The organism is Peptostreptococcus sp. (genome assembly GCF_977045075.1).
The window spans coordinates 1-23,315 of sequence record NZ_CDRRTB010000015.1 but is presented as its reverse complement, the minus strand read 5'-3'; the positions used below and the strand labels follow the sequence as shown (position 1 = coordinate 23,315).

General features: G+C 38.8%; 22 protein-coding genes, 2 tRNA genes, 1 pseudogene and 1 other annotated feature. Of the genes and pseudogenes, 20 read left to right on the top strand and 5 right to left on the bottom strand.

Annotated elements, in window-relative coordinates; all coding sequences use genetic code 11:
* The 4 genes from ACW6OJ_RS02590 to ACW6OJ_RS02575 all read left to right on the top strand — a co-directional run.
* A partial coding sequence (locus tag ACW6OJ_RS02590; RefSeq protein WP_456095716.1) for a DNA-directed RNA polymerase subunit beta occupies positions 1-1,586 on the top strand: 1,586 nt, incomplete at its 5' end.
* 133 nt (positions 1,587-1,719) lie between these two features.
* Entirely contained in the window at positions 1,720-5,274 is a 3,555-nt protein-coding gene (gene rpoC / locus ACW6OJ_RS02585) for a DNA-directed RNA polymerase subunit beta' (protein ID WP_456095715.1), read from the top strand.
* 381 nt (positions 5,275-5,655) lie between these two features.
* The gene (locus tag ACW6OJ_RS02580; protein ID WP_293700300.1) at positions 5,656-6,357 is read left to right on the top strand and encodes a peroxiredoxin; all 702 of its coding nucleotides are present in this window, start codon (positions 5,656-5,658) and stop codon (positions 6,355-6,357) included.
* A 232-nt stretch (positions 6,358-6,589) separates the two neighbouring features.
* Positions 6,590-7,036, top strand: coding sequence for a GNAT family N-acetyltransferase (locus ACW6OJ_RS02575; RefSeq protein ID WP_293431050.1), 447 nt, complete (start codon positions 6,590-6,592; stop codon positions 7,034-7,036).
* Between the two features lie 170 nt (positions 7,037-7,206).
* Here the strand turns inward: ACW6OJ_RS02575 and ACW6OJ_RS02570 are convergent.
* From ACW6OJ_RS02570 to ACW6OJ_RS02560, 3 genes are all read right to left on the bottom strand, one after another.
* A tRNA-Arg gene (locus ACW6OJ_RS02570) sits at positions 7,207-7,280 on the bottom strand.
* A 612-nt stretch (positions 7,281-7,892) separates the two neighbouring features.
* Positions 7,893-8,294: a hypothetical protein gene (locus ACW6OJ_RS02565; protein ID WP_293428785.1), complete on the bottom strand. Its 402-nt coding sequence runs from the start codon at positions 8,292-8,294 to the stop codon at positions 7,893-7,895.
* 41 nt (positions 8,295-8,335) lie between these two features.
* Positions 8,336-8,409, bottom strand: a tRNA-Arg gene (locus ACW6OJ_RS02560).
* A 193-nt stretch (positions 8,410-8,602) separates the two neighbouring features.
* On the opposite strand from ACW6OJ_RS02560, the gene pepT reads away from it, so the two are divergent.
* The 15 genes from pepT to ACW6OJ_RS02485 all read left to right on the top strand — a co-directional run bounded on the left by pepT (position 8,603) and on the right by ACW6OJ_RS02485 (position 20,867).
* Positions 8,603-9,826 (top strand): peptidase T, encoded by a 1,224-nt coding sequence (gene pepT, locus ACW6OJ_RS02555; RefSeq protein ID WP_456095714.1) that lies wholly within the window; start codon positions 8,603-8,605, stop codon positions 9,824-9,826.
* Positions 9,827-9,954: 128 nt separating this feature from the next.
* Positions 9,955-10,650: a radical SAM protein gene (locus ACW6OJ_RS02550; RefSeq protein ID WP_456095713.1), complete on the top strand. Its 696-nt coding sequence runs from the start codon at positions 9,955-9,957 to the stop codon at positions 10,648-10,650.
* A 5-nt stretch (positions 10,651-10,655) separates the two neighbouring features.
* The gene (locus ACW6OJ_RS02545) at positions 10,656-11,144 is read left to right on the top strand and encodes a QueT transporter family protein (RefSeq protein WP_293428791.1); all 489 of its coding nucleotides are present in this window, start codon (positions 10,656-10,658) and stop codon (positions 11,142-11,144) included.
* A 253-nt stretch (positions 11,145-11,397) separates the two neighbouring features.
* Positions 11,398-11,547: a 50S ribosomal protein L33 gene (gene rpmG / locus ACW6OJ_RS02540; RefSeq protein ID WP_007787992.1), complete on the top strand. Its 150-nt coding sequence runs from the start codon at positions 11,398-11,400 to the stop codon at positions 11,545-11,547.
* Positions 11,548-11,573: 26 nt separating this feature from the next.
* Positions 11,574-11,780: a preprotein translocase subunit SecE gene (gene secE / locus ACW6OJ_RS02535; RefSeq protein ID WP_293435410.1), complete on the top strand. Its 207-nt coding sequence runs from the start codon at positions 11,574-11,576 to the stop codon at positions 11,778-11,780.
* A gap of 34 nt (positions 11,781-11,814) precedes the next feature.
* Positions 11,815-12,357, top strand: coding sequence for a transcription termination/antitermination protein NusG (gene nusG / locus ACW6OJ_RS02530; protein ID WP_314495021.1), 543 nt, complete (start codon positions 11,815-11,817; stop codon positions 12,355-12,357).
* A gap of 14 nt (positions 12,358-12,371) precedes the next feature.
* Positions 12,372-12,797, top strand: a complete 426-nt coding sequence (gene rplK / locus ACW6OJ_RS02525; protein WP_293428798.1) for a 50S ribosomal protein L11 — start codon at positions 12,372-12,374, stop codon at positions 12,795-12,797.
* A gap of 79 nt (positions 12,798-12,876) precedes the next feature.
* Positions 12,877-13,575 (top strand): 50S ribosomal protein L1, encoded by a 699-nt coding sequence (gene rplA / locus ACW6OJ_RS02520; protein WP_456095712.1) that lies wholly within the window; start codon positions 12,877-12,879, stop codon positions 13,573-13,575.
* 48 nt (positions 13,576-13,623) lie between these two features.
* Positions 13,624-13,745: a sequence feature (ribosomal protein L10 leader region), on the top strand.
* A gap of 45 nt (positions 13,746-13,790) precedes the next feature.
* Positions 13,791-14,312 (top strand): 50S ribosomal protein L10, encoded by a 522-nt coding sequence (gene rplJ / locus ACW6OJ_RS02515; protein WP_293428801.1) that lies wholly within the window; start codon positions 13,791-13,793, stop codon positions 14,310-14,312.
* 114 nt (positions 14,313-14,426) lie between these two features.
* Entirely contained in the window at positions 14,427-14,795 is a 369-nt protein-coding gene (gene rplL, locus ACW6OJ_RS02510; protein WP_273161916.1) for a 50S ribosomal protein L7/L12, read from the top strand.
* 147 nt (positions 14,796-14,942) lie between these two features.
* Positions 14,943-16,082, top strand: a complete 1,140-nt coding sequence (locus ACW6OJ_RS02505) for a lactonase family protein (RefSeq protein WP_456095711.1) — start codon at positions 14,943-14,945, stop codon at positions 16,080-16,082.
* A 224-nt stretch (positions 16,083-16,306) separates the two neighbouring features.
* Positions 16,307-17,047, top strand: coding sequence for a GDSL-type esterase/lipase family protein (locus ACW6OJ_RS02500; RefSeq protein ID WP_456095710.1), 741 nt, complete (start codon positions 16,307-16,309; stop codon positions 17,045-17,047).
* A 14-nt stretch (positions 17,048-17,061) separates the two neighbouring features.
* On the top strand, positions 17,062-17,706 hold the full coding sequence (locus ACW6OJ_RS02495; protein ID WP_456095709.1) for a DUF4358 domain-containing protein: 645 nt from the start codon (positions 17,062-17,064) through the stop codon (positions 17,704-17,706).
* Positions 17,707-17,720: 14 nt separating this feature from the next.
* Positions 17,721-19,127: an MBOAT family O-acyltransferase gene (locus ACW6OJ_RS02490; protein ID WP_456095708.1), complete on the top strand. Its 1,407-nt coding sequence runs from the start codon at positions 17,721-17,723 to the stop codon at positions 19,125-19,127.
* A 15-nt stretch (positions 19,128-19,142) separates the two neighbouring features.
* The gene (locus ACW6OJ_RS02485; RefSeq protein ID WP_455104879.1) at positions 19,143-20,867 is read left to right on the top strand and encodes a DHHW family protein; all 1,725 of its coding nucleotides are present in this window, start codon (positions 19,143-19,145) and stop codon (positions 20,865-20,867) included.
* 215 nt (positions 20,868-21,082) lie between these two features.
* Here the strand turns inward: ACW6OJ_RS02485 and ACW6OJ_RS02480 are convergent, their stop codons facing one another.
* Complete coding sequence (locus ACW6OJ_RS02480; RefSeq protein ID WP_304083097.1) at positions 21,083-21,379, bottom strand: hypothetical protein; 297 nt, start codon at positions 21,377-21,379, stop codon at positions 21,083-21,085.
* A 19-nt stretch (positions 21,380-21,398) separates the two neighbouring features.
* Positions 21,399-22,514 carry a ParM/StbA family protein gene (locus ACW6OJ_RS02475; protein ID WP_455104878.1) on the bottom strand — a complete coding sequence of 372 codons (1,116 nt, stop codon included), beginning with the start codon at positions 22,512-22,514 and terminating at the stop codon, positions 21,399-21,401.
* Between the two features lie 536 nt (positions 22,515-23,050).
* Here ACW6OJ_RS02475 and ACW6OJ_RS02470 point away from each other — a divergent pair.
* Positions 23,051-23,315, top strand: a pseudogene (locus tag ACW6OJ_RS02470) (Mbeg1-like protein); the annotation flags it as partial.

Genomic DNA, 23,315 nt, shown 5'->3' with positions numbered 1-23,315 from the left:
AGGAGAATGGAGATAAGGATAGGTACAAACTACTTAAGTTCAAGAGATCAAACTCTGGTACTTGTGTAAACCAGGCTCCAATAGTGAGCAAGAATGAAGAGGTTAAGGCTGGCGATGTAATTGCCGACGGTCCAGCGACTGACCTTGGTGAAATTGCCCTTGGTAGAAACTGTTTGATAGCCTTCATGACATGGGAAGGTTACAACTACGAGGACGCCGTACTTATCAATGAAAGACTTGTAAAGGAAGATAGGCTGTCTACAATTCATATAGAAGAATATGAGTGTGAAGCCAGAGATACAAAGCTAGGACCAGAAGAAATCACTAGAGATATACCTAATGTTGGTGAAAATGCCATCAAGAACTTAGATGATAGGGGTATCATCAGAATAGGTGCTGAGGTAGACTCAGGGGATATCCTAGTAGGTAAGGTTACTCCTAAGGGAGAAACTGAACTAACAGCTGAAGAAAGACTTTTAAGGGCAATCTTCGGCGAAAAGGCTAGAGAGGTAAGAGATACTTCTCTTAAGGTTCCTCATGGAGAATCAGGTATCATAGTTGATATAAGAATCTTCACTAGGGAAAATGGAGATGACCTATCTCCAGGTGTAAATGAGCTTGTAAGGTGTTATATAGCCAAGAAGAGAAAGATAAAAGTCGGAGATAAGATGGCCGGTCGTCATGGTAACAAGGGTGTTATCTCTAGGGTTTTACCAGAAGAGGATATGCCATTCATGGCCGATGGTACTCCTATGGACATCGTCTTAAATCCACAGGGTATACCTTCTCGTATGAACATCGGTCAGGTACTTGAAATGCACTTGGGTCTAGCTGCTAAGAAGCTAGGCTGGCATGTAGCAACTTCAGTATTTGATGGGGCTAACGAGTACGATATCATGGATGCTCTTGAAATGGCAGGCTATCCAAGGGATGGTAAGCTAACTCTATATGATGGACGTACAGGCGAAAGCTTCGACAATAGAATCACAGTTGGTTACATGTACTACTTAAAGCTACATCACCTAGTTGATGACAAGCTACATGCAAGAAGTACAGGACCGTACTCACTGGTAACTCAGCAGCCACTAGGTGGTAAGGCCCAGTTTGGTGGACAGAGATTCGGAGAGATGGAAGTTTGGGCCCTAGAAGCCTATGGTGCATCTCATATCCTTCAGGAAATCCTGACAGTTAAGTCGGACGATGTTAAGGGTAGGGTTGAAACATACGAAGCTATCGTTAAGGGTGAAAATATACCAGAGCCGGGAATGCCAGAATCATTCAGAGTACTGATGAAGGAATTACAGTCACTATGCTTGGATGTCAGTGCTCTTGACCAGAAGGGTCTAGCAATAGACATCAAGGAATCAGTAGATGATGAAGAAGAAGCTGTTGGCGAATTCAAGATAGAAAGCATCGTAACAGAGGATATAGAGGAAGGTCACATGATAGAAGAAGTTGACGGAGATTCATATGATGAATTCAATGACAATGAAGAGGGTGACTTTGAAGAAATAGAGGAATTTGTTGACGAAGATGATAGCTTTGGTGATGACGATTCTTACGATGAATATGAGGATGAATTCTAGGAAGACTAGGATTTTGATGGATATTTATTATCTATGAGGTAAAGATGGTGGTGTCTTGGTAGCTGTAGGTTTTAACAGTTACCAGGATGCGTTTAAATAAAATTAATAGTATCGAAAGAAGGGAGAGAACTCCTTGTTTGAATTAAACAATTTTGAGTCGATAAAAATAGGTTTAGCATCTCCAGAGAGAATCAGACAGTGGTCAAGGGGAGAGGTCAAGAAACCAGAAACAATTAACTATAGAACATTGAAGCCAGAGAAGGATGGTCTATTCTGTGAAAGAATATTTGGACCTACGAAGGACTGGGAGTGTCACTGCGGTAAGTATAGAAGAGTAAGATACAAGGGCGTAGTGTGTGATAGATGTGGTGTTGAAGTAACGAAGGCCAAGGTAAGAAGAGAAAGAATGGGTCATATAGAGCTGGCAGCTCCAATGTCTCATATCTGGTACTTCAAGGGTATACCATCAAGGATGGGTCTACTACTTGATATGTCGCCGAGATCTCTTGAAAAGGTATTGTACTTTGCATCATATGTGGTTACAGACCCAGGTGATACTGGTCTAGCCTACAAGCAGGTACTGACTGAAAGAGAATATAGAAATGCTGTAGAAAAGTATGGCTATGAATTTGAGGTTGGTATAGGCGCAGAAGCAGTAAAGAAGCTATTAGAAAAGATAGATCTTGAAGCTCAATCAGCTGAGTTGAGAGAAGACTTGAAGGATGCAACTGGTCAGAAGAGGGTTAGGACTATTAGAAGACTAGAGGTGGTAGAAGCCTTCAAAAAGTCAGGTAACAAGCCAGAATGGATGATCCTTGAGGCTATACCAGTAATTCCACCAGACCTAAGACCAATGGTTCAGCTAGATGGTGGTAGGTTTGCTACATCTGACCTAAATGACCTTTATAGAAGGGTTATAAACAGAAATAACAGATTGAAGAGGCTTCTTGAACTAGGGGCTCCAGAAATCATAGTTAGAAATGAAAAGAGAATGCTACAGGAGGCAGTTGATGCCCTGATAGATAATGGTAGAAGGGGTAGACCGGTTACAGGACCAGGTAATAGGCCTCTTAAGTCATTATCAGATATGCTAAAGGGTAAGCAGGGTCGTTTCAGACAGAACCTACTAGGTAAGAGAGTTGACTACTCTGGTCGTTCTGTTATCGTAGTTGGTCCAGAGCTTAAGTTCTACCAGTGTGGTCTTCCAAAAAAGATGGCTCTTGAACTATTCAAGCCATTTGTAATGGACAAGCTAGTAGAAAGAGGCTTTGCCCACAATATCAAGTCTGCCAAGACTATAGTAGAAAAGGTAAAACCAGAAGTATGGGATGTACTTGAAGATGTAATCAAGAGCCACCCAGTTCTACTTAACCGTGCCCCTACCCTACATAGACTAGGTATCCAGGCCTTTGAGCCAGTCCTAGTAGAGGGTAAGGCAATCAAGCTTCATCCACTAGTTTGTACAGCCTACAATGCCGACTTCGACGGTGACCAGATGGCTGTCCACGTGCCACTATCAGTAGAGGCCCAGGCAGAGGCTAGATACCTAATGCTATCTGTGAATAATATACTAGCACCTAAGGATGGTGCTCCAATAACTACTCCTTCTCAGGACATGGTTCTTGGTTCATATTATTTGACAATAGAAGCCCAGGAGGGTGCAAAGGGAACTGGTTCAGTATTCAAGGACTACAATGAACTACTATTGGCATATTTCAACCACAAGGTAGAATTACATGCCCTTGTAAAGATGAGATTAACTCTAGATGATGGTAGGTCTTCCCTAGTAGAATCTACAGTTGGTAGGTTTATCTTTAATGAAGGTATACCTCAGGACCTAGGTTTTGTTGATAGGGATAAGGATCCGTTCAGCCTAGAGGTAGACTTCCTAGCAGACAAGAAGTCCCTAGGAAAGATTATAGACAAGTGCTTTAGAAAGCATGGAAATACTAAGACTGCAGAACTTCTTGACTATGTAAAGGCTATGGGTTACAAGTATTCAACAGTTGGTGGTATCACAGTTGCTGTTGCTGACATGGATATACCAGAAGCTAAGTATACATATATCAAGGAAGCTGAAGACCTAGTTGACAAGTATGAAAAGGCCTACAGAAGGGGTCTTATATCAAATGATGAAAGATACGAAAAGGTAATAGAAACTTGGACAGAAACTACTGATAAGGTAACTGATGCCCTAATGGATGGTCTAGACAGAATGAACAATATCTTCATAATGGCCCATTCAGGAGCCAGAGGTTCTAAGAACCAGATCAGACAGCTAGCAGGTATGCGTGGTCTGATGGCCAATGCATCAGGTAAGACAGTGGAAATACCGGTTAAGTCTAACTTCCGTGAAGGTCTATCAGTAATGGAATACTTTACATCTTCGCATGGAGCTAGAAAGGGTCTAGCCGATACAGCCCTTCGTACAGCCGATTCAGGTTACTTGACAAGAAGACTGGTTGACGTCAGCCAGGACGTTATAGTAAGGGATATAGACTGTGGAACAAAAGAAACTACAGACGTATTTGCTATTAGGGATGGAAATGAAGTTATAGAAGACTTGAGAGACAGGATAATAGGTAGATACACTATAGACCCAGTTATTAACCCAGAAACTGGTCAGGAAGTGGTTCCAGGAGACCATATGATCTCAGAAGACGATGCAGATAAGATTATAGACTGCGGAGTTGAAAGGGTTAAGATCAGGACAGTTCTGAATTGTAAGACAGAACATGGTGTATGTGCTAAGTGTTACGGTAGAAACCTTGCTACTGGTAAGCCGGTAAATATAGGTGAAGCAGTAGGTATCATAGCTGCCCAGTCAATAGGTGAGCCGGGTACTCAGCTTACAATGCGTACCTTCCATACAGGTGGTGTAGCCGGTGGAGACATCACTCAGGGTCTTCCAAGAGTTGAGGAGCTTTTCGAAGCTCGTAAGCCAAAGGGTCTAGCTGTAATTACTGAAATATCAGGTAAGATAGAAGTTGATGAAACAGCCAAGAGAAAAGAGGTAGTAGTTACTTCAGAAGATGGCCAGGCAGAAGCTTACCAGATACCATATGGATCTAGGCTAAAGGTAAAGGACGGCGACTATATAGAAGCTGGAGAGCCTTTGACTCAAGGTTCTATTAACCCACATGATATAGTTAGGGTTAAGGGAATTGGCGGTGTACAGGACTACATTGTTAAGGAAGTACAGAGAGTATATAGGCTACAGGGTGTTGATATCAACGACAAGCATATAGAAGTAATAGTAAGACAGATGCTATCTAAGGTTAAGGTTGAGGATCCAGGTGATACAGACCTACTGCCAGGTGGATATGAAGAAGTTCTTACATACAATAAGTGCAATGAAGAAGCTCTTGAAAAGGGTCTAAGGCCAGCAGTGGCTAAGAGGGTCCTACTAGGTATTACAAAGGCTTCTCTTGCGACTGACTCATTCCTATCAGCTGCATCATTCCAGGAGACTACAAGAGTCCTTACAGACGCTGCTATCAAGGGTAAGGAAGACCATTTGATAGGTCTAAAGGAGAATGTAATCCTTGGTAAATTGATACCAGCAGGTACAGGTATGAAGAAGTACAGAAATATAGCAATAGAAAAAGAGGTTGAAGAGGTTGCTGAAGAAGCTGTTGAAGCAACAGAAGATGTGCACAGCGACTACGACCTAGATGAAATGATCTAGTGACTCAAGTATAGGGGTCATATGATATTAGCTGTATAGCTGTATAATATTTAGCGTTGGTGAGAGAAAAAATTCTCTCCCAACGCTAATTTTTTTGTAGGAGTATGTATCTGTTTAGAGAGGACAAGTAGTACATAGACCCTTTAGATGTTGACCACCAACTTTTCTGATTATAGACCTTGTGCAAACCACCCATTATACGGGCAATATTTATTTTAAAAAAGCCACTTATTTTTGTAAAATTTTAAAAAAGCTGTTTAAATATGATTAAAATAAGGTATAATAAGAATGAGAATTAATAACAGCTAGACTTTATCAGGGTCAAGAATGACCCTGTATATATAAAAATAAAGAAAGTTTATAAAATAAGGAGGACTAGAAATGAACCAGGAAAGACTAGAAACATTACAGGAACAGGTTAGATTTCCCCTAATAGGAACAAAGGCACCAGAATTTGAAGCTGTAACAACAAAGGGACCTATGCACTTCCCTAATGATTTTGAAGGCAAGTGGGTAATATTATTCTCACATCCAGCAGACTTTACACCTGTTTGTACTACAGAGTTTATGACATTTGCTAGCATGCATGATGAGTTCTCATCATATAATACTGAATTGGTGGGACTATCTATAGACTCATTACATTCACACCTTGGCTGGCTAGAAGCTATAGAAGGCTATACTTGGGATGGAATAGAAAAGCCAAAGGTTAAGTTCCCTCTAATAGCAGATATAAGAATGGAGGTAGCTAAGGCCTATGGCATGCTACAGGGAGAATCTGACACACATGCAGTGAGGGCAGTATTCTTTGTCGACCCAAATGGTATTATCAAGACAATCCTATACTATCCAGCATCACTTGGAAGAAACTTTGCTGAAATCAAGCGTGTCCTATTAGGACTGCAGAAGGCCGAAAAGGATGGAGTAGCCCTACCAGCTAACTGGGAGCCAGGTAAGGATGTAATAGTACCTCCACCAACAACTCGTGAAGAGGTAGAGCAGAGACATGAATTGGTTAAGGATACAAGCAAGTACAATATGCTAGACTGGTTCTTGACTTTTAAAAAGGATGATGGTAAGTAGGACCTCGGTATATAAGGACTTAAAAAGACTAAACAAACCACATACAAAATAAATATAATTAGGGCTATTCACCACTACTAAACACAGGGGTATGGCCCTTTTTACTTTGTCTCAAATCAAAAAATAGCAAATTAATAAAATATAAGGAAAAAAATATGATATACTATATATTAAACGTGTAAAAACTATAAAAGGATTTATTCATGGAAAGTACTAGCAAATAGGAGTTTATATGGTCAAGTTTGAAGATTTTAAAAAAGAAAATTATGAGGACCTTTTGGGCATGATGAAGCTATTTTATAGGTCAGATGCAGTGTCTGATCCAATAGATGAGTCTGTTATAGAGAAGCTTTTAAAGGATATCCTGTCGAGAGAATATTCTATAAGAGGATACGAAGCAAGGTTCAAAGGAGACCTAGTTGGATTTGGTATTGTAACTAGCTACTATGCTTCAGAGGTAGCGGGTATTACAATCCAGCTAGAGGATCTTTTTATAAGTGAAGACTATAGGTCTATGGGTATAGCCCAGGAATATTTTGCCAAGGTCAAAGATGACTTTCCTGAGGCAGCAAGGTATAGGCTGGAGGTCTGTGCAAGTAATCAGAGGGCTATAGACCTTTACAAAAGACTAGGTTTTGAGGTATTAGAGTATGTGCAGATGGTAGATGACCAGATTTAGGTCTATGTCGATATTAAGTTGATATATGGAGGCGATTTTTATGTTGAATTACATTTATAGGGGGGACCTTGTCCCTCTTTTTTTCATGGAACCAAAAATATAATTATAAAAGAGGTCTAGAATTAAAAGAGAGTAAAAAAAATCATAGGTAGAATACCTATGATTTTAAGCGTCCTCGAGAGGATTCGAACCTCCGACCCCTCGCTTAGGAGGCGAGTGCTCTATCCAGCTGAGCTACGGGGACATATTATCAACTGTTACTATAACATATTAACATAAAACCGTATAAATTACCACTGTAAATTTAAAATAAGAATATCAATTTTTGAGATAAAGTATGATTAATTGAATTTTAAATGAACATAATAAGCTATAGTTTGAGATATTTTTAGCAAAGATACAGGAAAAAGTCCTAAAACTTAAATTATTTAATAGCTATAAAGACCGGTATTTGACAATAAATAATCATGTGTTATAAATAAAAATACAGAGCCAGAAGCTCTGTATTTTTACGAAAAATATCAGGTTTAAATAATACTCTTATGTTCTAAATAAGTTGGTTTGAGTGTACAAGTCTGTTTGTTATTTATCTGTCCTTGTACTTATATTATAGCACTTATAAATAAAAGGTCAATATCTTTTAATGTTTTTTTTGTAAGATTATTTTACCAGCATTCTTCACATTTTACTTAATTAACTGGAAGTAAACTTTTGATTTTATAAATGTGATTTTATTAACCTATACCCTGAAGAATTTTTTGAAAATAAACAAATATTCTTAAAATTCTTTTTTATCTAGCAATACAGACTAGGATACTAGTGGACATAAGGCGTAGATGCAAAAAAAACAGGTAGATTAATCTACCTGCTTCATCATACGCTTTAGTATATCCAATTCTAATTTTTTCATCCTGATATCTATATTGGCAATTACGACAACTAGATAAATCCTATCCTCCATTTCATCCCACTTATAGGCAGATGAGGCCTGGATAGTGTATTTGGGGAAAAAGGCTAGGAAGTCCTTTGTAAGGGCCTGAGCCTTGGAGAAAAGGTCCTCCACGAGCTTATTATCATCCCAATCAAATTTTACACCAGGCACAAGGTCTTGTGTGGGGATAGATAGCTTAAAGGCCATAACATCCTCCCTCTTAGTTGCCTTGGTAAGGTCTGTCTCCACCTTGAACAGTGTTTTTTCCTGAATTTCATTTTTTATATCATCGCTGCTGATTAGATCTTCCCTAAAAAGTACGTACATAGTCCGCTCCTATAAAATAAAAAGTTAAAATTAATAAAAAGCACGCCTAGTAGGATTCGAACCCACAACTCACAGATCCGAAGTCTGCAGCTCTATCCAGTTGAGCTATAGGCGCACATGGTTTATAAATATTATAACATAGGACTTGGACCTAGACAACTTGACTTTTGAGTGGGGGTATGCTATAAAGAATTTAATAAAATTACAAGTTGAATAAGTGTATGGCTCTTCTATTAGGTCATAGAAATTAAATATAAAAATTAATTTGAAGAGGTGTCCAGGACACCTCTTTTTTGAAGGAGAATCAAATGAGAGAAAAAGTATTAGAAAGATTTTTAAAGTATACAGCAATAGACACCCAGTCAGATCCAGAGTCTAAAACCAGTCCATCCACAAACAAGCAATTTGACTTGGCTAGGCTACTGGTTAAAGAGCTAGAAGACTTAGGTCTAGAAGACATAAGCCTGGATGAAAGGTGCTATGTAATGGCCAGGCTAGCAGCCAATGAGGAGGGTCTTGTACCGATTGGATTTATAGCTCATATGGATACCAGCCCAGACCTATCAGGTAAGGATGTCAAACCAAGGCTTATAGAAAACTATGATGGCGGAGACATAGTCTTGGATGAAGAAAGAGGGATAGTTACAAGTCTTAAAGATTATCCAGAGATAGGAGACTTCAAGGGCCAAACCCTTATAGTGACTGACGGAAGCACCCTACTAGGGGCAGATGACAAGGCTGGTATAGCTGAAATAATGACAGGCATAGAATTTCTTGTCAATAATCCCCAGATAAGGCATGGGGATATAATGGTGGCCTTCACACCAGATGAAGAAATAGGCTGTGGGGCAGATTATTTCGATGTAGATAAGTTTGGAGCCAAGTATGCCTATACATTCGATGGGGGCCAGGTGGGTGAGCTAGAATATGAAAACTTCAATGCAGCATCCGCCCTTGTCAAAATACAGGGAAGGAATGTCCATCCAGGATCAGCCAAGGGAAAGATGGTCAACTCTATCTATATAGCAGGTAAGGTCATGGAGGCCTTTCCAGAAAACAAGAGACCAGAGACTACAGAGGGCTATGAAGGCTTTTTTCACCTTAATGATATAAAGGGGTCTGCTGAGGAGACAGTCCTTAATTACATAATTAGGGACCATGACAGGGCCAAGTTTGAAGACATGAAGGCATTCTTTGAGGCTACCATTTCGGACCTATCCAAGGAACATGGTGGGAGGATTTCTCTTACAATCCAAGACTCCTATTATAATATGAGGGAGGTAATAGAGGACCATATGGAGGTAGTAGATATAGCTGTTAAGGCCATGGAGAACTTGGATATAGAGCCAAGGATAATACCTATAAGAGGGGGGACTGATGGGTCTCGCCTATCCTTTATGGGCCTACCTTGTCCCAACCTATTTGCAGGAGGAATCAACTTTCATGGCAGGAATGAAATGATAAGCCTTGAGGCCCTTGAGGCTGGGGCAAGACTTTTGATTGAAATAGCAAAGGAGTGGGCAAAAAAATAGGTGTATATAATGTTTGACACAAGCCTGAAAAGTGGGTATAATAGGGGCTAGAGTTTTCTTGTCACCTGCTTAAAAAACAAGATATAGAGTTTTCTTGTCACCTACTTAAAAAACAAGGATGTGGTTAAATGAATCGTTACAGTGTAATTGACGATAAAAATCCAAGAGAGATAGTATTACTGCGTTCTCATCCGTGTAGATGGGGACGCTGTTTTTTTTGTGATTATATCGCCGACAACTCAATTGATGAAGAAGAAATGATTAGTGTGAATAAGAAGGTCCTAGAAGATGTCAAAGGTTTGTATGGAAGGCTAGAGGTGATTAATTCAGCCTCGGTATTTGAATTGCCTAAACAGACCTTAGAGGACATCAGAGACCTATGTAGGGCCAAGGGAATCAAGGAGATATTCTTTGAGGCCTACTACAACTATAGGACTAGGTTAGATGAAATTAGAAAGTATTTTGATGGGATAGAGGTATCCTTTAAGTGTGGTATTGAAACCTTTGATGATGATTTTAGAAATGGCTACTTGAACAAGAATATAGGGTTTAAGGATGCCAAAGAGGTGGCTTCATATTTTGAAAATATCTGTCTCCTAGTGGGAATTCAGGGACAGACAAGAGAGATGATAGACAGGGACATGAAACTTCTACAGGAGAATTTTAAGAGGGGCTGTATCAATATTTATGTAGAAAATACTACCCCAGTAAAGAGAGACCAGTCTATAATTGATTACTTCAGAGACCAGTATTCCTATATGGATGATATGGAAAATATTGAAATTCTCTGGAACAATACAGATTTTGGTGTAGGAGGAGAGTAAAAAATATGAATGCAAAAACTTTAGTAAGTAGAAAACTACTAGTAAGGCAGGCCATGATAGCTGCCATTTATGCGGTCCTTACGTGGATGATTCCATCACTTTCTTATGGACCTATCCAGTTCAGGATATCAGAGGTGATGACCCTCTTGGCATTTTTCAACCCAGAGTATATAGTGGGTTTGACTGTAGGTTGTGCAATTTCAAACCTTTTGTCATCCCTAGGCATGATAGATGTTGTGGTTGGGACCCTAGCATCTTTCTTGGCCCTAACCGCTATGTCAAAGATAAAAAATATATGGATAGCATCCCTGATGCCAGCTGTATTTAGTGTCTTAATAGGTTTAGAGATAGTATTTATATCACCAGAGCCGGTTTCATTTATAGTGGTAACAGCCCAAATAATGCTGTCTGAATTCATTATAGTGACAATCTTGGGCGTACCCCTATTTAAAAACCTTATGAAGAATTCAACCTTTAAGAATTTAATTTCATAGACCATCGATTTTTCAAGTTTATTCACCTTATAGCCGCCTAGAAAAAGTTTGTCTAGGCGGCTTTAAAAATAAGTGGGCGAAAAAGCATTGAAATCATTGACAAAAGAAAGATAGTGTGGTATTTTATTTTAGACGGCCGAATAGAGTCGTCAATTTGAGGTGTAAAAAATACAATTTTTGGAAGGTAATAGTTACTTGATTTTTTCAGGAAGCTATATCATCATATATAAAATCAAATTTGGAGGTGTAACAGATGAGAGTTAAAGTAACTTTAGCGTGTACAGAATGTAGTCAGAGAAACTACAACACAACTAAGAATAAGAAGAACAATCCTGACAGAATTGAACTACAGAAGTATTGTAAGTTCTGTAAGAAGCACACTACTCATAAGGAAACTAAGTAATATTGCTAGGTAAAGGATGTGAGTGAATGGCAAAGGAAAATGTACAAGTATCAGAAAAAAAAGTAGGGTTTATAAAGGGTACAGGTCAGGAGCTTAAAAAGGTAACTTGGCCTACAGCAGGAGAACTTGCAAGTAAGACTGGTGTAGTACTTGGAGTTGTTATTGTTTCTACCCTATTTGTATGGCTAGTAGATTTAGGATTATCAAAGGCACTTAGTCTATTGATTAAGTAGTCGATTGATCTTAAGCGTTGAAAGGAATATTTTGATGTCAGAAGAAAGAGATATGCAATGGTATGTTGTTCATACTTATTCCGGTCATGAAAACAAAGTAAAAACTACAATTGAAAACACTGTTAAAAACAGGGGAATGGAAAATATTATCGAACAGGTAATAGTTCCTACAGAAGATGTAGTAACAACTACAAAGACTGGCAAGGAAAAGATTAGTCAGAGGAAGGTATTTCCAAGTTATGTTATCGTAAAGATGGAGATGACTGATGAATCTTGGTACGTTGTCAGAAACACTAAGGGCGTTACTGGATTTGTAGGTCCTGGTTCAAAGCCAGTCCCACTAACAGTTGATGAGGTAAGAGCTATGGGAATAGAGCTTCCAGCATCAAAGATAGTTAGCGGTGAAATTGATTTAAACCCAGGTGATACAGTAAAGGTAATTAGTGGTGCTTTTGTCGACAATGTCGGAGAAGTAGAAGATGTAAACATTGAGAAAAAAGAAGTAAAAGTCTATGTAAATGCATTTGGTAGGAAGGCTTTAGTAACACTAGGGCTTGAAAATATAGAAAAAATATAAGGAGGTGCAACACAATGGCTAAGAAAATAATAGGTCAGATTAAGCTACAGATACCTGCAGGAAAGGCCACTCCAGCTCCACCAGTTGGTCCAGCACTAGGACAGCACGGTGTGAACATAATGGCTTTCACAAAGGAATTTAATGCTAAGACAGCAGATCAGGCAGGCATGATTATACCAGTTGTAATCAGCGTATACCAGGATAGGTCTTTCAGTTTCATAACTAAGACACCACCAGCTGCTGTACTAATCAAGAAGGCTATCAACCTACAGTCAGGTTCTGGAGAACCAAACAAGAAGAAGGTTGGTAAGATAACATCAGCTCAGGTTAAGGAAATAGCTGAGTTAAAGATGAAGGACTTAAATGCTGCTACAGTTGAATCAGCTATGAAAATGATCGCTGGTACTGCTAGAAGTATGGGTGTAGAAGTAGTTGACTAATTAGTCAACAACACTATAAAGACGGTGTCTTTATAAGTGGGAGGTTAAAAACCGTATTACCACAAGGAGGATTATTAAAATGGCAAAAAAAGGTAAGAGATACGCTGAGGCGTTTGCAAAAGTAGACAGAAGTGTTTACTATGATGCTTCACAGGCTCTAGGGCTAGTAGTTGATACTGCAAGTGCTAAGTTTGATGAAACAGTTGAAGCCCACATCAAGTTGGGTGTTGACTCTAGACATGCTGACCAGCAGGTTAGAGGTGCTATCGTGTTACCACACGGTACAGGTAAGACAAAGAGAGTATTAGTTTTCGCTAAGGGTGAAAAGGCTAAGGAAGCAGAAGCTGCAGGAGCTGATTTTGTAGGTGCTGAAGAACTAGTTCAGAAGATCCAGGGAGAAAACTGGTTTGACTTTGATATAGTTGTTGCTACTCCAGATATGATGGGTGTAGTAGGAAGGCTAGGTAGAGTACTTGGTCCTAAGGGATTAATGCCAAACCCTAAGTCTGGTACAGTTACATTTGATGTAGCTAAGGCTATTGATGAAATTAAGGCTGGTAAGGTTGAATATAGACTAGACAAGACTAATATCATCCACGTTCCAGTTGGTAAGGCATCATTCGGTCAGGAAAAATTATTCGATAACTTCAAGGTTCTTATGGAAGCTATAATCAAGGCTAAGCCATCTGCTGCTAAGGGTCAGTACCTTAGAAGTGTAACAGTTGCTTCTTCAATGGGACCTGGTGTAAAGGTAAACCCAGTTAGAGTTACTGAATAATTAAAATACTGTTGACACAGGTTGACATATGTGATATATTGTCAATGTTAAAGAAGAATAGATTTGCCGTAGACAGTGGGTGCGTAAGCTTAATTTCCCACCGAGGTTGCGATATACGTGATACTTGCGCCCTTGTTGTCTGCTGATGACAAGGGCTTTAATATTTATACGGTAAGTGCTAAACTTTATTTTTGTGAAGGAGGTGCACTAAGAATATGAGTAAGGCTATAGAATTAAAATCAGCTGTAGTTGCTGAGATAGCTGAAAAGCTTGAAAAGGCTGCTTCTGTTATCGTTGTAGATTACAAGGGATTAACAGTTGAGCAGGTTACAGATTTGAGAAGTCAGATGAGAGAAGCTGGTGTTGATTACAAGGTATACAAGAATACTTTGGTAAGAAGAGCTGCTAGCCAGGTTGAAGGTGAAGCATTTGCTAACTTCAACGATGAGTTACTAGTAGGACCAAACGCAATAGCATTCGGATACGAAGATGCAGTTGCTCCAGCTAGAGTACTTAAGGCTTTCATGGATAAGAACCCTAACAAGATCACTCTAAAGATGGGTGTAGTTGAAGGTGAATTCTATGATGAAGCAAAGATCGTTTCTCTTGCGTCTATACCATCAAGAGAAGAACTTATCGCAAAACTTCTTGGCAGCTTGAAGGCTCCAATGTCAAACTTTGTTTACTTGTTGGATGCTGTTGCAAAGAAGCAGGACGAAGAAGCTACAGAAGCTTAATAAATCTACCTACTGGGTAGGTTAAGGCTGCCGTGTGGCAGTATAAATCAGCGAGAAATCGCAAGGGACACATTTAAATTTAGAAAAACAAATAATACACGGAGGTGCAATATAATGACAATAGAACAGATTTTAGAAGCTATAGAAAACATGAAAGTGTTAGAATTAAATGAATTAGTTAAGGCTGCAGAAGAAAAATTCGGCGTATCTGCTTCAGCTCCAGTTATGGTTGCTGGTGCTGCTGGTGGTGCTGCTGCAGGTGGAGAAGAAAAGAGCGAATTCGACGTTATCTTAACTTCAGCTGGTTCTTCAAAGGTTGGAGTAATCAAGGAAGTTAGAGGTATAACAGGTCTTGGTCTTAAGGAAGCTAAGGAAGTTGTTGACAACGCTCCAAAGGCTGTTAAGGAAGGCGTGTCTAAGGAAGAAGCTGAGCAGATCAAGGAAAAATTGGAAGCTGCTGGTGCAACAGTAGAAGTTAAATAATTAAAGATTTAATTTGCTTATTAAAAGGGTTGTCTGTATCGTTAGGATCGGGCGGCTCTTTTTTAATATAAGCCCAAGGGTGTGGTGGCTAGAATCACTAGCTGGCAACCACAGGACTAGGCTTTGTACTTGTAAGTGAGGTAGATTATGAAAGAATATAGATTTATACTGGCTGGCTATACTAGGAGGTCTAATAAGGGTGTCCACATACTCAATATATGTCTTGATAAGCCAGAGATAGATGGCTTAAACTCAAAAGATACTATAGGGTCAGGACCTGGTATGAGGGAAGAAATACCATATATGAGCCTAGTAGATTCTGACGTAAGGGACCATAGTAGACTGCTATTAAATATAGAGAACCCTTCCTATATGGCCCTAGATGCCGATAAACTCTTTGTCCTTAGCTCTAGGGATGAAGGAGGAGTAAAGGCCTATAATTTTGATAGGAAGAGGGAAGGGCTTAGACCTATAGGAGGTGTGGATATGCTTGGTAAGGCTCCATGTCACCTATATTTTGACAGGGATAAGTCTCTTATATATGCCAGCAACTACCACCTAGGCAGGTTGGACATCCTATTCTTGAACGAGGACGGGTTGAGTCTGGCTGGGTCTATATGTCTTGAAGGTAGAGGTCCGATTAGTCCAAACCAGGATGGACCGAGGTGTCACATGGCAATCAAGGATCCTAGCGACAGGTTTACCCTAGTGGTAAACCTGGGTGGAGACAGGGTTGAGACCTACTACATAGATACTGAGGGATATGACCTCGTTTCAAGCTACCATACAAGACCTGGTATGGGGCCTAGGCACATGGTCTTTGGACCAGGAGGTAGATATGCATATCTTATGGGGGAATTAGACTCCACAGTAGAGGTTCTGGCCTATGATAATGTCAAGGGAACACTAAAGTCTATAAGTAGGGTTTCAAGCCTTCCTGAGGGATCTGAGAGCTTCACAGGCAATAGTGGGGCTGCTATTAAGGTGACTAAACTTAAAAATGAATTGGGCAAGTATAACCTATACGTATCAAATAGGGGGCATAATAGTCTTAGTGTCTATGAGATAGGTGATGGTGGCAACCTGAATTTCTTACAAAATATAGGTACTGGAGGAAAAAATCCTAGGGATTTTGCCCTAAGTCCCGACGATAGATTTATCCTAGTCGGCCACCAGGATTCAGAGGACATAGTTCTCTTTGAAAGGCTGGGAGATGGACGTCTACTAGAAGGGAAAAAGCTCAAATCTAGGCTGGATGAAATCGTATGTATAATCCCTATAGATTAATTTATTAATTGCAAAAGGCAGGTTTTTTTGAAAAAAGAATAAAAAAGGGGATAAATCTGTGTATATGTGGATAATTTAGACAATTTTTCCACAATTACTACTTTTTTTATCATTCAGTTATGGTATAATTAAGTATTAGAATGTAGGTGTATTTTGCAAGATGCAATTTAGACACCTTTAAGGTAATTAATAAGGAATTTATAAATAGAGATTGGAAGATGTATATGAAAAAAAGTAAGCTTTTAGCACTTAGTGCGGTGATGATAGTGGCTAGTGCCACGGCATATAGTACATACGCTGCAGATACTGCTAGGTCAGGCAAGGCTAGTATTGAGTGGACATTGTCATTTTTGAAGAAGCAAGAAAATCAGCGTATTGACGATGTGGAAGAAGAAATCAATAAGGTAAACAAGGATACTTCTATCACTAAGTTTGATATGACTAAGGCCAAGTCTAGGTTTGATGATGTGGTCTTTCTTGGTGACTCTATAACGGAATACTTAAGACAGGCCAATATACTTGATTCTACTAGTATTCTGGCTAGCAAGGGCGAGCATGTAAATCAGGCTAGCAAGCACATTGATGAAATCAAAAATCTAAAGCCAAAGCAGATAGTAATCCTATATGGGGCGAACGACCTGAATACTCAGACACCAGAGGCCTTTAAGGAGAACTATATAAATTTGGTTAAGAAAATCCAGAAGGTTGATCCAGGTGTAAAGATATACCTACAGGCTCCTCTGGCTGTAAATGAGACGATTACTAGGGCCAAGGACGACAGGATCAACAATGAGAATGTAAAGATTCTTATTCAAAAAACTAAGGCTGTTGCATCGGCGACAGGGGCCAACTTCCTACCTTCAGATGGCTTGATAACATCAAAGAACCTATATGAGCCAGATGGTATCCATCTAAAGTATGATTTTTACAAGAATTGGCTATACTTCTTGAGTGAAAATATATAGGGGAGGTGGACTAATTGGATAATAAAGATAAGAATAAGAAAAATCCTGCTAACGATCCAAAACAGGGCCAGGGAGTAAACTACGAACAGACAGCCAGGCTGAGAATAATAAAGAGTGAGGAAATAGAGGCAGATTTAAAGGGAAAGACTATTAAGAATAAGCTAAACAAGATTAAGCCCATGAAGACCAGCTCAATCTATAGGAAGAAGTACCTGGTACTAGCCTTGGTAGTAGTCCTAATTTTTGTATTGGCCTACCAGCTTGTAAAGGTTAAAAATCTTGATTTTGCAACACTTGGAGCCAATATTGAAAAGAAGGTAAGTATGGAGAACTTCGTCAAGGGTAATGACCTTAGTTTGAGAAAGCTATATGGTATAAACAAAATAGAGGTTGAAAAGTATACTTCATATGTTCCAAAGAGTAATATGATGGCTAATGAAATTCTTATAGTAAAGGCCAAGCCGGAGTATGCTGATGCCATACTGGCAAGGATACAGAAGAGGGTGGATGCCCAGTCAAAGAGCTTCAAAAACTATGCACCAGACCAATACAAGATAATGAGCTCTAGTGTTTTGAAGAAGAAGGGTGACTACATCTACTTTATATCCTATGAGAATGTAGATTTAATAAATAAAATTATAAAGGCAAATTATGAGTAGGGGAGGGAAGATAATTGAGTTTTACTAGTTTAACATTTTTATTTTATTTCTTCCCGATAGCAATTATATTGTATTCTATAGTGCCAAAAAGGTTTAAAAATGGCCTATTATTGCTGCTGAGTTTGTTTTTCTACAGCTGGGGAGACCCTAGATACCTATTGTTGATAATGGTGTCTATAGTCGTTACTTGGTTTGGAATTAAGTTTATCCACTCCAGGCGACAAAAGAGGGAGGAAGCCAGGTTTTATTTTGTGTGTCTATTGGTATTTAATTTATCTATATTGGCATTTTTTAAGTATTATGGATTCCTAATAGACAACGTAAATATGATATTTAGGACTAATTTACAGATAGTAGATTTAGGCCTTCCTTTTGGTATATCCTTCTATACATTTAAGATTATTTCGTATATGGCGGATGTATATACGGGTAAGACTCCTCCACAGAAGAGTTTTACAAACTTTGCCCTATATGTTTGCATATTCCCACAGGTAGGGGCTGGTCCTATTGTCCAGTATTCAGATATGGCCAAGGAACTTTTGGTTAGAAGGCCATCACCTGACCTATTTGGTAGGGGGGTTGAAAAGTTTATACTTGGACTAGGCAAGAAGGTTCTAATAGCCAACAACCTAGCCTTGGTATGGTCTAGTGTCAAGGCTAGTCCAGATTTGAAGATGTCTGCTATGACAGCCTGGTTGGGTATTATAGCCTTTACCCTACAGATATACTTTGACTTTAGTGGTTATTCAGACATGGCCATAGGTCTTGGTAATATGTTTGGCTTTAAGTGGGCAGAAAACTTTAACTATCCATATATTTCCAAGAGTGCCACAGAATTTTGGAGAAGGTGGCATATATCTCTAGGAAATTGGTTCAAGACCTATATATACTTCCCTCTAGGTGGTAGCAAGTGTTCTCCAAGAAAGCACCTAAGGAATATATTTGTAGTATGGATGGTTACAGGTTTGTGGCATGGTGCCAGCTGGAATTTCGTGGTATGGGGTCTGTATTTTGGACTTATCATATACCTAGAAAAGATCAAGCTAGGCAAAATATTAAAGAAGCTAAGCCCAAAGATCCAGCTTTTATACTGCTTACTAATAGTAGTTTTGGGTTGGGTAATGTTCGACCTAGAGGGAGTATCTCAGATAGGACGCTTCTATAGCAGGCTGCTGGTATTCGGCTCTAGCGGACTTATAGATGGAAATGCCCTATACATACTAAAGACTTCATGGAAGCTGTTTGTATTGGCTATTATAGGTGCGGGTCCTTTTGTATTAGGCTTGATAAACAATGTTAAGAGTAGGTTTGGCAGGGGTGGATATGCCTTTTTGTCAGTATGCTATTTATTGATATTCCTACTATCAGTAGCCTCCTTGGTAGGAGATAGTTACAGCCCATTCTTATACTTTAAATTTTAGGTGGAGGTGAAGTAAATGAATAAAAAAATACGTTATGAAGAACCCAAGATGCCTGAAAGCCTAAGAAAGTTAATGGAAATAGAGGACGAAAGACCTAGGAAGAAGAAAAGACCTGAAGAGGGTCCTAGAAATACTACAAAAGTTGTCAAAAAGAGACCTAGTCAAGCCAGCTCTACTAATAGGGTGAAGAAGACTAGACCAAGTCAAGAGAGGACAGAAAGGCCTAAAAAATCAAGTAGTCAGCCTTCAAATCAGGCTGTGAGAAAGACTGCAAGACCAGCAGGCCAGCCTCCTAGGCAGACGTCAAAGGCCAGACCAAGCACTAAGGCCCAGCCGACTAGGAATCCTAGACCAAGACCTGAACAGGATGGTCAGAGGAAGTCAAGCCAGGCTAGACCGAGCCAAGCAAGGCCAACAAGTAAGGCCAGGCCAAACCAGAGGGCTAATAAGCCTAAAAAGAGACCAGTAGCTAGACAGTCAAAAAGAAGACCTATGAACTTAAGGTCTATACCTTCAACTATCCTATATGGATTTACCTTGCTTATAAACTTCCTAGTATCGGGTGGTGACAAGAATAAATATATAAAGGGAGATAGGAGAGAAAAGCTAGATAAGAGGTTCTACAGAATATTGCCAGTAGCCTTTGTAGGATTAACTGTCTTGATAATGCTAGCGGTCCTAGTTCATAGGGACCAGACTACTTCTCTGGCAGAAAATAGAGAACTAGAGCAAAAGCCTAAGTTTACAATATCATCCTTTGTGACTGGAAAGTATTCTAGCAAGCAGGCTAGCTATATGTCAGACCAGTTCCCAAATAGGGCTGGCTTTATTAAAACTAAGGCCAACCTAGATAGGTTAATGGGCAAGAAGGAGATAAATGGTGTCTATCTTGGGGCTGATGGCTACCTGATGGAGGGCTTCAAGGCTGAAGATCCAAATATAACTAAGATAAAGGTAGATGCTATCAATAAATTTGCTAGCTCAAATAAGAGTCTGAAGGTGTCTATGATGCTTGTTCCTAATAAGGTTGACATATATAGCCACCTAATGCCTAAAAACGCTCCTGTGGACTCTCAGACGGATTATTTAAAGGCTGTATCATCCATGTTAAGCAACAAGGTAAGGATGGTAGATGTGGAGCAGACCTTCAATAAGCTAAAAAATAGTGAGCAACTATACTACAAGACTGACCACCACTGGACTACTGATGGTGCCTTCCATGCATACACAGACTTCTGTAAGGCACTTAATATACAGCCAACTGGACAGAATAGCTTCAACAGGTCTCAGGCATCTGATTCCTTTAGGGGTAGCCTTTACTACAAGACTGGGGCTGAAATCGGCAAACCAGAGGACATCTACCTGTATCTAACACAGGACAATGCACCAGTAATAACAAAGTACTATGATACTAAGAAGAAGGTGCCAAGTCTTTATGATTCATCTAAGTTATCAGGTAGGGACCAGTATGAGGTATTCACTGGAGGCAACCACTCACAGATTAAGATTAGGACGAGTGTTGAGACGGATAGAAAAATCTTGGTTATTAAGGATTCATATGCAAATGCTATGATACCTTTCCTAGCTACAAGCTTCTCTGAGATAAATGTCGTTGATATGAGGTACTTTACTGGAAGTCTTAGCGATGTTATAAACAACAACGAGGTGACAGATGTATTGTTCCTGTACAATGTAAATACATTTAACTCTGACTCTTCAATATTGAGTATAAATGAGTAACCAGTTTACAATAAGGCTTTTGAATAATTGAAATAATATAGATTTACAAAGAGGGAGGCTGTATCCTAATGATACAGACCTCCCTTTACTAGATGCATGAATTTAGATGAAATAGACCAGTAAAAAGAGAGACCGGAGTTACCGGTCTCTCAGAAGTAATTTTTCTATTTATGGGGCTAGCAAGCCCAAATATATAAGCGTATTAATATAAGGCTTTAATCGGGCATATTAGAGTAAATATCCGTTATGCTATCCTTTACCTTGTCGCTCTTGTTCAAAGGCTTTCTAGGGGCATTCTGCGAGCTCATATAGGGTGTATTCTGCTGGAAGCCACCACCACTTATAATTCCTCTTAGGAATGTGACCTCATTCTTCATGTATTTAAACTCTATCAGCATTCTCTCAAGAGCCTGGCTCTTGGTAGAAATGTTGTTGTCGTCCATATAGTCCTGTATCAAGTCGTCGAGGTCAGGACTGATGTAGGAAGTTAATCTAATTCTATTATTTTTCAAGTCCTATCCACCAACTCTCTTATTTTTCAAGCTTTACACCGACTTCATATAGACCCTTAGAAGTGGCCATCTGACTGTCATCTACCATTTTGTACTTGGAGTCAAGCTGAAGATTAAGGGCAGTCCCTCCTGAAACAAATATTTCCATCTCGCCTAGGTTGTTCCAAGTTTCCTCGATGATTTCGTTAGTATCATCGGAAGTTAACTTGTAGGCTAATTCCTTTAGATCTGGATAGTCATCAGCTGTGTCTATTTCTGGTAGACTCTTAGTAATACCAAGGTCTACAAGTTTCTTTTGTACTATTTTCAGGGCATTTTGGTTGCCTGATTCAATAGTTGTACTTAGTTTATCGTTGAATTTGAAGCCCTTGTCAAAGTAACTAAGCTCAGTAGTTCTAAAGCCTATATTTACCATACCAACGGGGTTGTTTTCATTAATCCTATTGCCCATAGCATATATAAGAGCAGCATCTGCTTCTCTAAATATATTTACATTTTCTATTTTTATAGTCTTGACACTATTGTTTATCTTGTTCTTTACAACTATTGTAGAGTCCCTGTATTCCTTCTGGACTTCCTTAAGTGTACTTTTCTTAAAGATCTTGTATGGAACGCCTAGAATAAGGCTTACATTGTCTGACACAGCTATTTCGCTAAGGGCAGCGCTAATAAGTATTCTAACAACCGGGGAAACCTTGCTATCACCGGCATTTCTAATACATTTCATACTTTCCTTTTCTGATAGGTCGCCTACAAAATACTCATTTCCATCAAGCTCTATATAGATTGGATTTTCCTTGTAGTCATCTAGGGAGATGTTTCTACCATCACCGTATACGCTTTTGAATAGACAAGAATATTCCTTGTCATTGTATAGGGAATAACCCTTCACATATCCTCTACCTATGTCTAATCCTATTATCTGTGTGTCCATTTTTGTTTCCTCCTTCTTTTTATTTCCATTAGTCGCCATTTTAAGGCCTTCTCCTATTACTTCCTCTTTTTTATTTTCCTTCTTTTCTTGTCTTACAGGCTTATTTGTGACTTTTTCTTCTAGCCTTCCATCTATAGCCTCTTTTTTTTCATCTATATTGCCTTCTACAATATTATTGTCTTGAATTTGATTTTTTATCATAATTCTATAGCTCCTTTGCCTACTTATTATAACATATTAGTTCCTAAATAGCTACACTTTTATTTAAATATATAAAAATAGTTCCTAAAAAGACACTAAAAATTATATAAAAAGTATATTTTTAGGTACTAATAAGTAACTATTTTATTATAACAAAATAAAATAGTGTCTATATAGGAACTGAATAGGTAATCAAATAGGTTTTTATGGATTTATTTTTATGGATTTATAATTGAATCAATAATTGGAAAAATTTGGTATATTTTTATAAGTTTTACCAAATAGGATTCGAGTTGAAAAAAATCTAGACATAAACGGATAAGAATATATATAGAATGTAAAAGAGTATTCAATATATATATAATCCATACAGTATTTTAAAGGTATTATTATAGGAAAAGTAGAAATATATAGGTAAGGTATTCTATGTATATGAAATAGGATTCTATCAAGAAAAAGCTGGTTAGTAACCAAGGATATGAATAAACTTAGACCTAGTTATAAATATGTACGAGAAATTAGTGGAGGTGACAAGTATGAACAATATAATGGACTATTTAGACTGGAGAGGGGATATAGGCTTTGACCAAGATGGACTCAATGAAGTGGATAATCTGATCTTCTCCATGGTGGCATATTTAAATTTTGATATGATAAGAGGGGCTCAGACTATAGAGGAAGCCTCTAAGGCCTATAAAGATTCTAAAAAAAGAGGGACAAGTAAGGAATCAAGAGATTTTATAAAGAAAATAGAAAGGCTTTTGGATAAGCTTGCCAAGACTCAAAGATACAGAGGGGTAA

What these genes read in the sequence shown, in the direction of transcription:
- secE (WP_293435410.1), top strand. Translation starts at nt 11,574, where the DNA reads ATGGCAAAGGAAAATGTACAAGTATCAGAAAAAAAAGTAGGGTTTATA.
- ACW6OJ_RS02500 (WP_456095710.1), top strand. Translation starts at nt 16,307, where the DNA reads ATGAAAAAAAGTAAGCTTTTAGCACTTAGTGCGGTGATGATAGTGGCT.
- rplJ (WP_293428801.1), top strand. Translation starts at nt 13,791, where the DNA reads ATGAGTAAGGCTATAGAATTAAAATCAGCTGTAGTTGCTGAGATAGCT.
- pepT (WP_456095714.1), top strand. Translation starts at nt 8,603, where the DNA reads ATGAGAGAAAAAGTATTAGAAAGATTTTTAAAGTATACAGCAATAGAC.
- ACW6OJ_RS02505 (WP_456095711.1), top strand. Translation starts at nt 14,943, where the DNA reads ATGAAAGAATATAGATTTATACTGGCTGGCTATACTAGGAGGTCTAAT.
- nusG (WP_314495021.1), top strand. Translation starts at nt 11,815, where the DNA reads ATGTCAGAAGAAAGAGATATGCAATGGTATGTTGTTCATACTTATTCC.
- rplK (WP_293428798.1), top strand. Translation starts at nt 12,372, where the DNA reads ATGGCTAAGAAAATAATAGGTCAGATTAAGCTACAGATACCTGCAGGA.
- ACW6OJ_RS02485 (WP_455104879.1), top strand. Translation starts at nt 19,143, where the DNA reads ATGAATAAAAAAATACGTTATGAAGAACCCAAGATGCCTGAAAGCCTA.
- ACW6OJ_RS02545 (WP_293428791.1), top strand. Translation starts at nt 10,656, where the DNA reads ATGAATGCAAAAACTTTAGTAAGTAGAAAACTACTAGTAAGGCAGGCC.
- rpmG (WP_007787992.1), top strand. Translation starts at nt 11,398, where the DNA reads ATGAGAGTTAAAGTAACTTTAGCGTGTACAGAATGTAGTCAGAGAAAC.
- ACW6OJ_RS02565 (WP_293428785.1), bottom strand. Translation starts at nt 8,294, where the DNA reads ATGTACGTACTTTTTAGGGAAGATCTAATCAGCAGCGATGATATAAAA.
- ACW6OJ_RS02575 (WP_293431050.1), top strand. Translation starts at nt 6,590, where the DNA reads ATGGTCAAGTTTGAAGATTTTAAAAAAGAAAATTATGAGGACCTTTTG.
- ACW6OJ_RS02580 (WP_293700300.1), top strand. Translation starts at nt 5,656, where the DNA reads ATGAACCAGGAAAGACTAGAAACATTACAGGAACAGGTTAGATTTCCC.
- ACW6OJ_RS02475 (WP_455104878.1), bottom strand. Translation starts at nt 22,514, where the DNA reads ATGATAAAAAATCAAATTCAAGACAATAATATTGTAGAAGGCAATATA.
- rplA (WP_456095712.1), top strand. Translation starts at nt 12,877, where the DNA reads ATGGCAAAAAAAGGTAAGAGATACGCTGAGGCGTTTGCAAAAGTAGAC.
- rplL (WP_273161916.1), top strand. Translation starts at nt 14,427, where the DNA reads ATGACAATAGAACAGATTTTAGAAGCTATAGAAAACATGAAAGTGTTA.
- ACW6OJ_RS02550 (WP_456095713.1), top strand. Translation starts at nt 9,955, where the DNA reads ATGAATCGTTACAGTGTAATTGACGATAAAAATCCAAGAGAGATAGTA.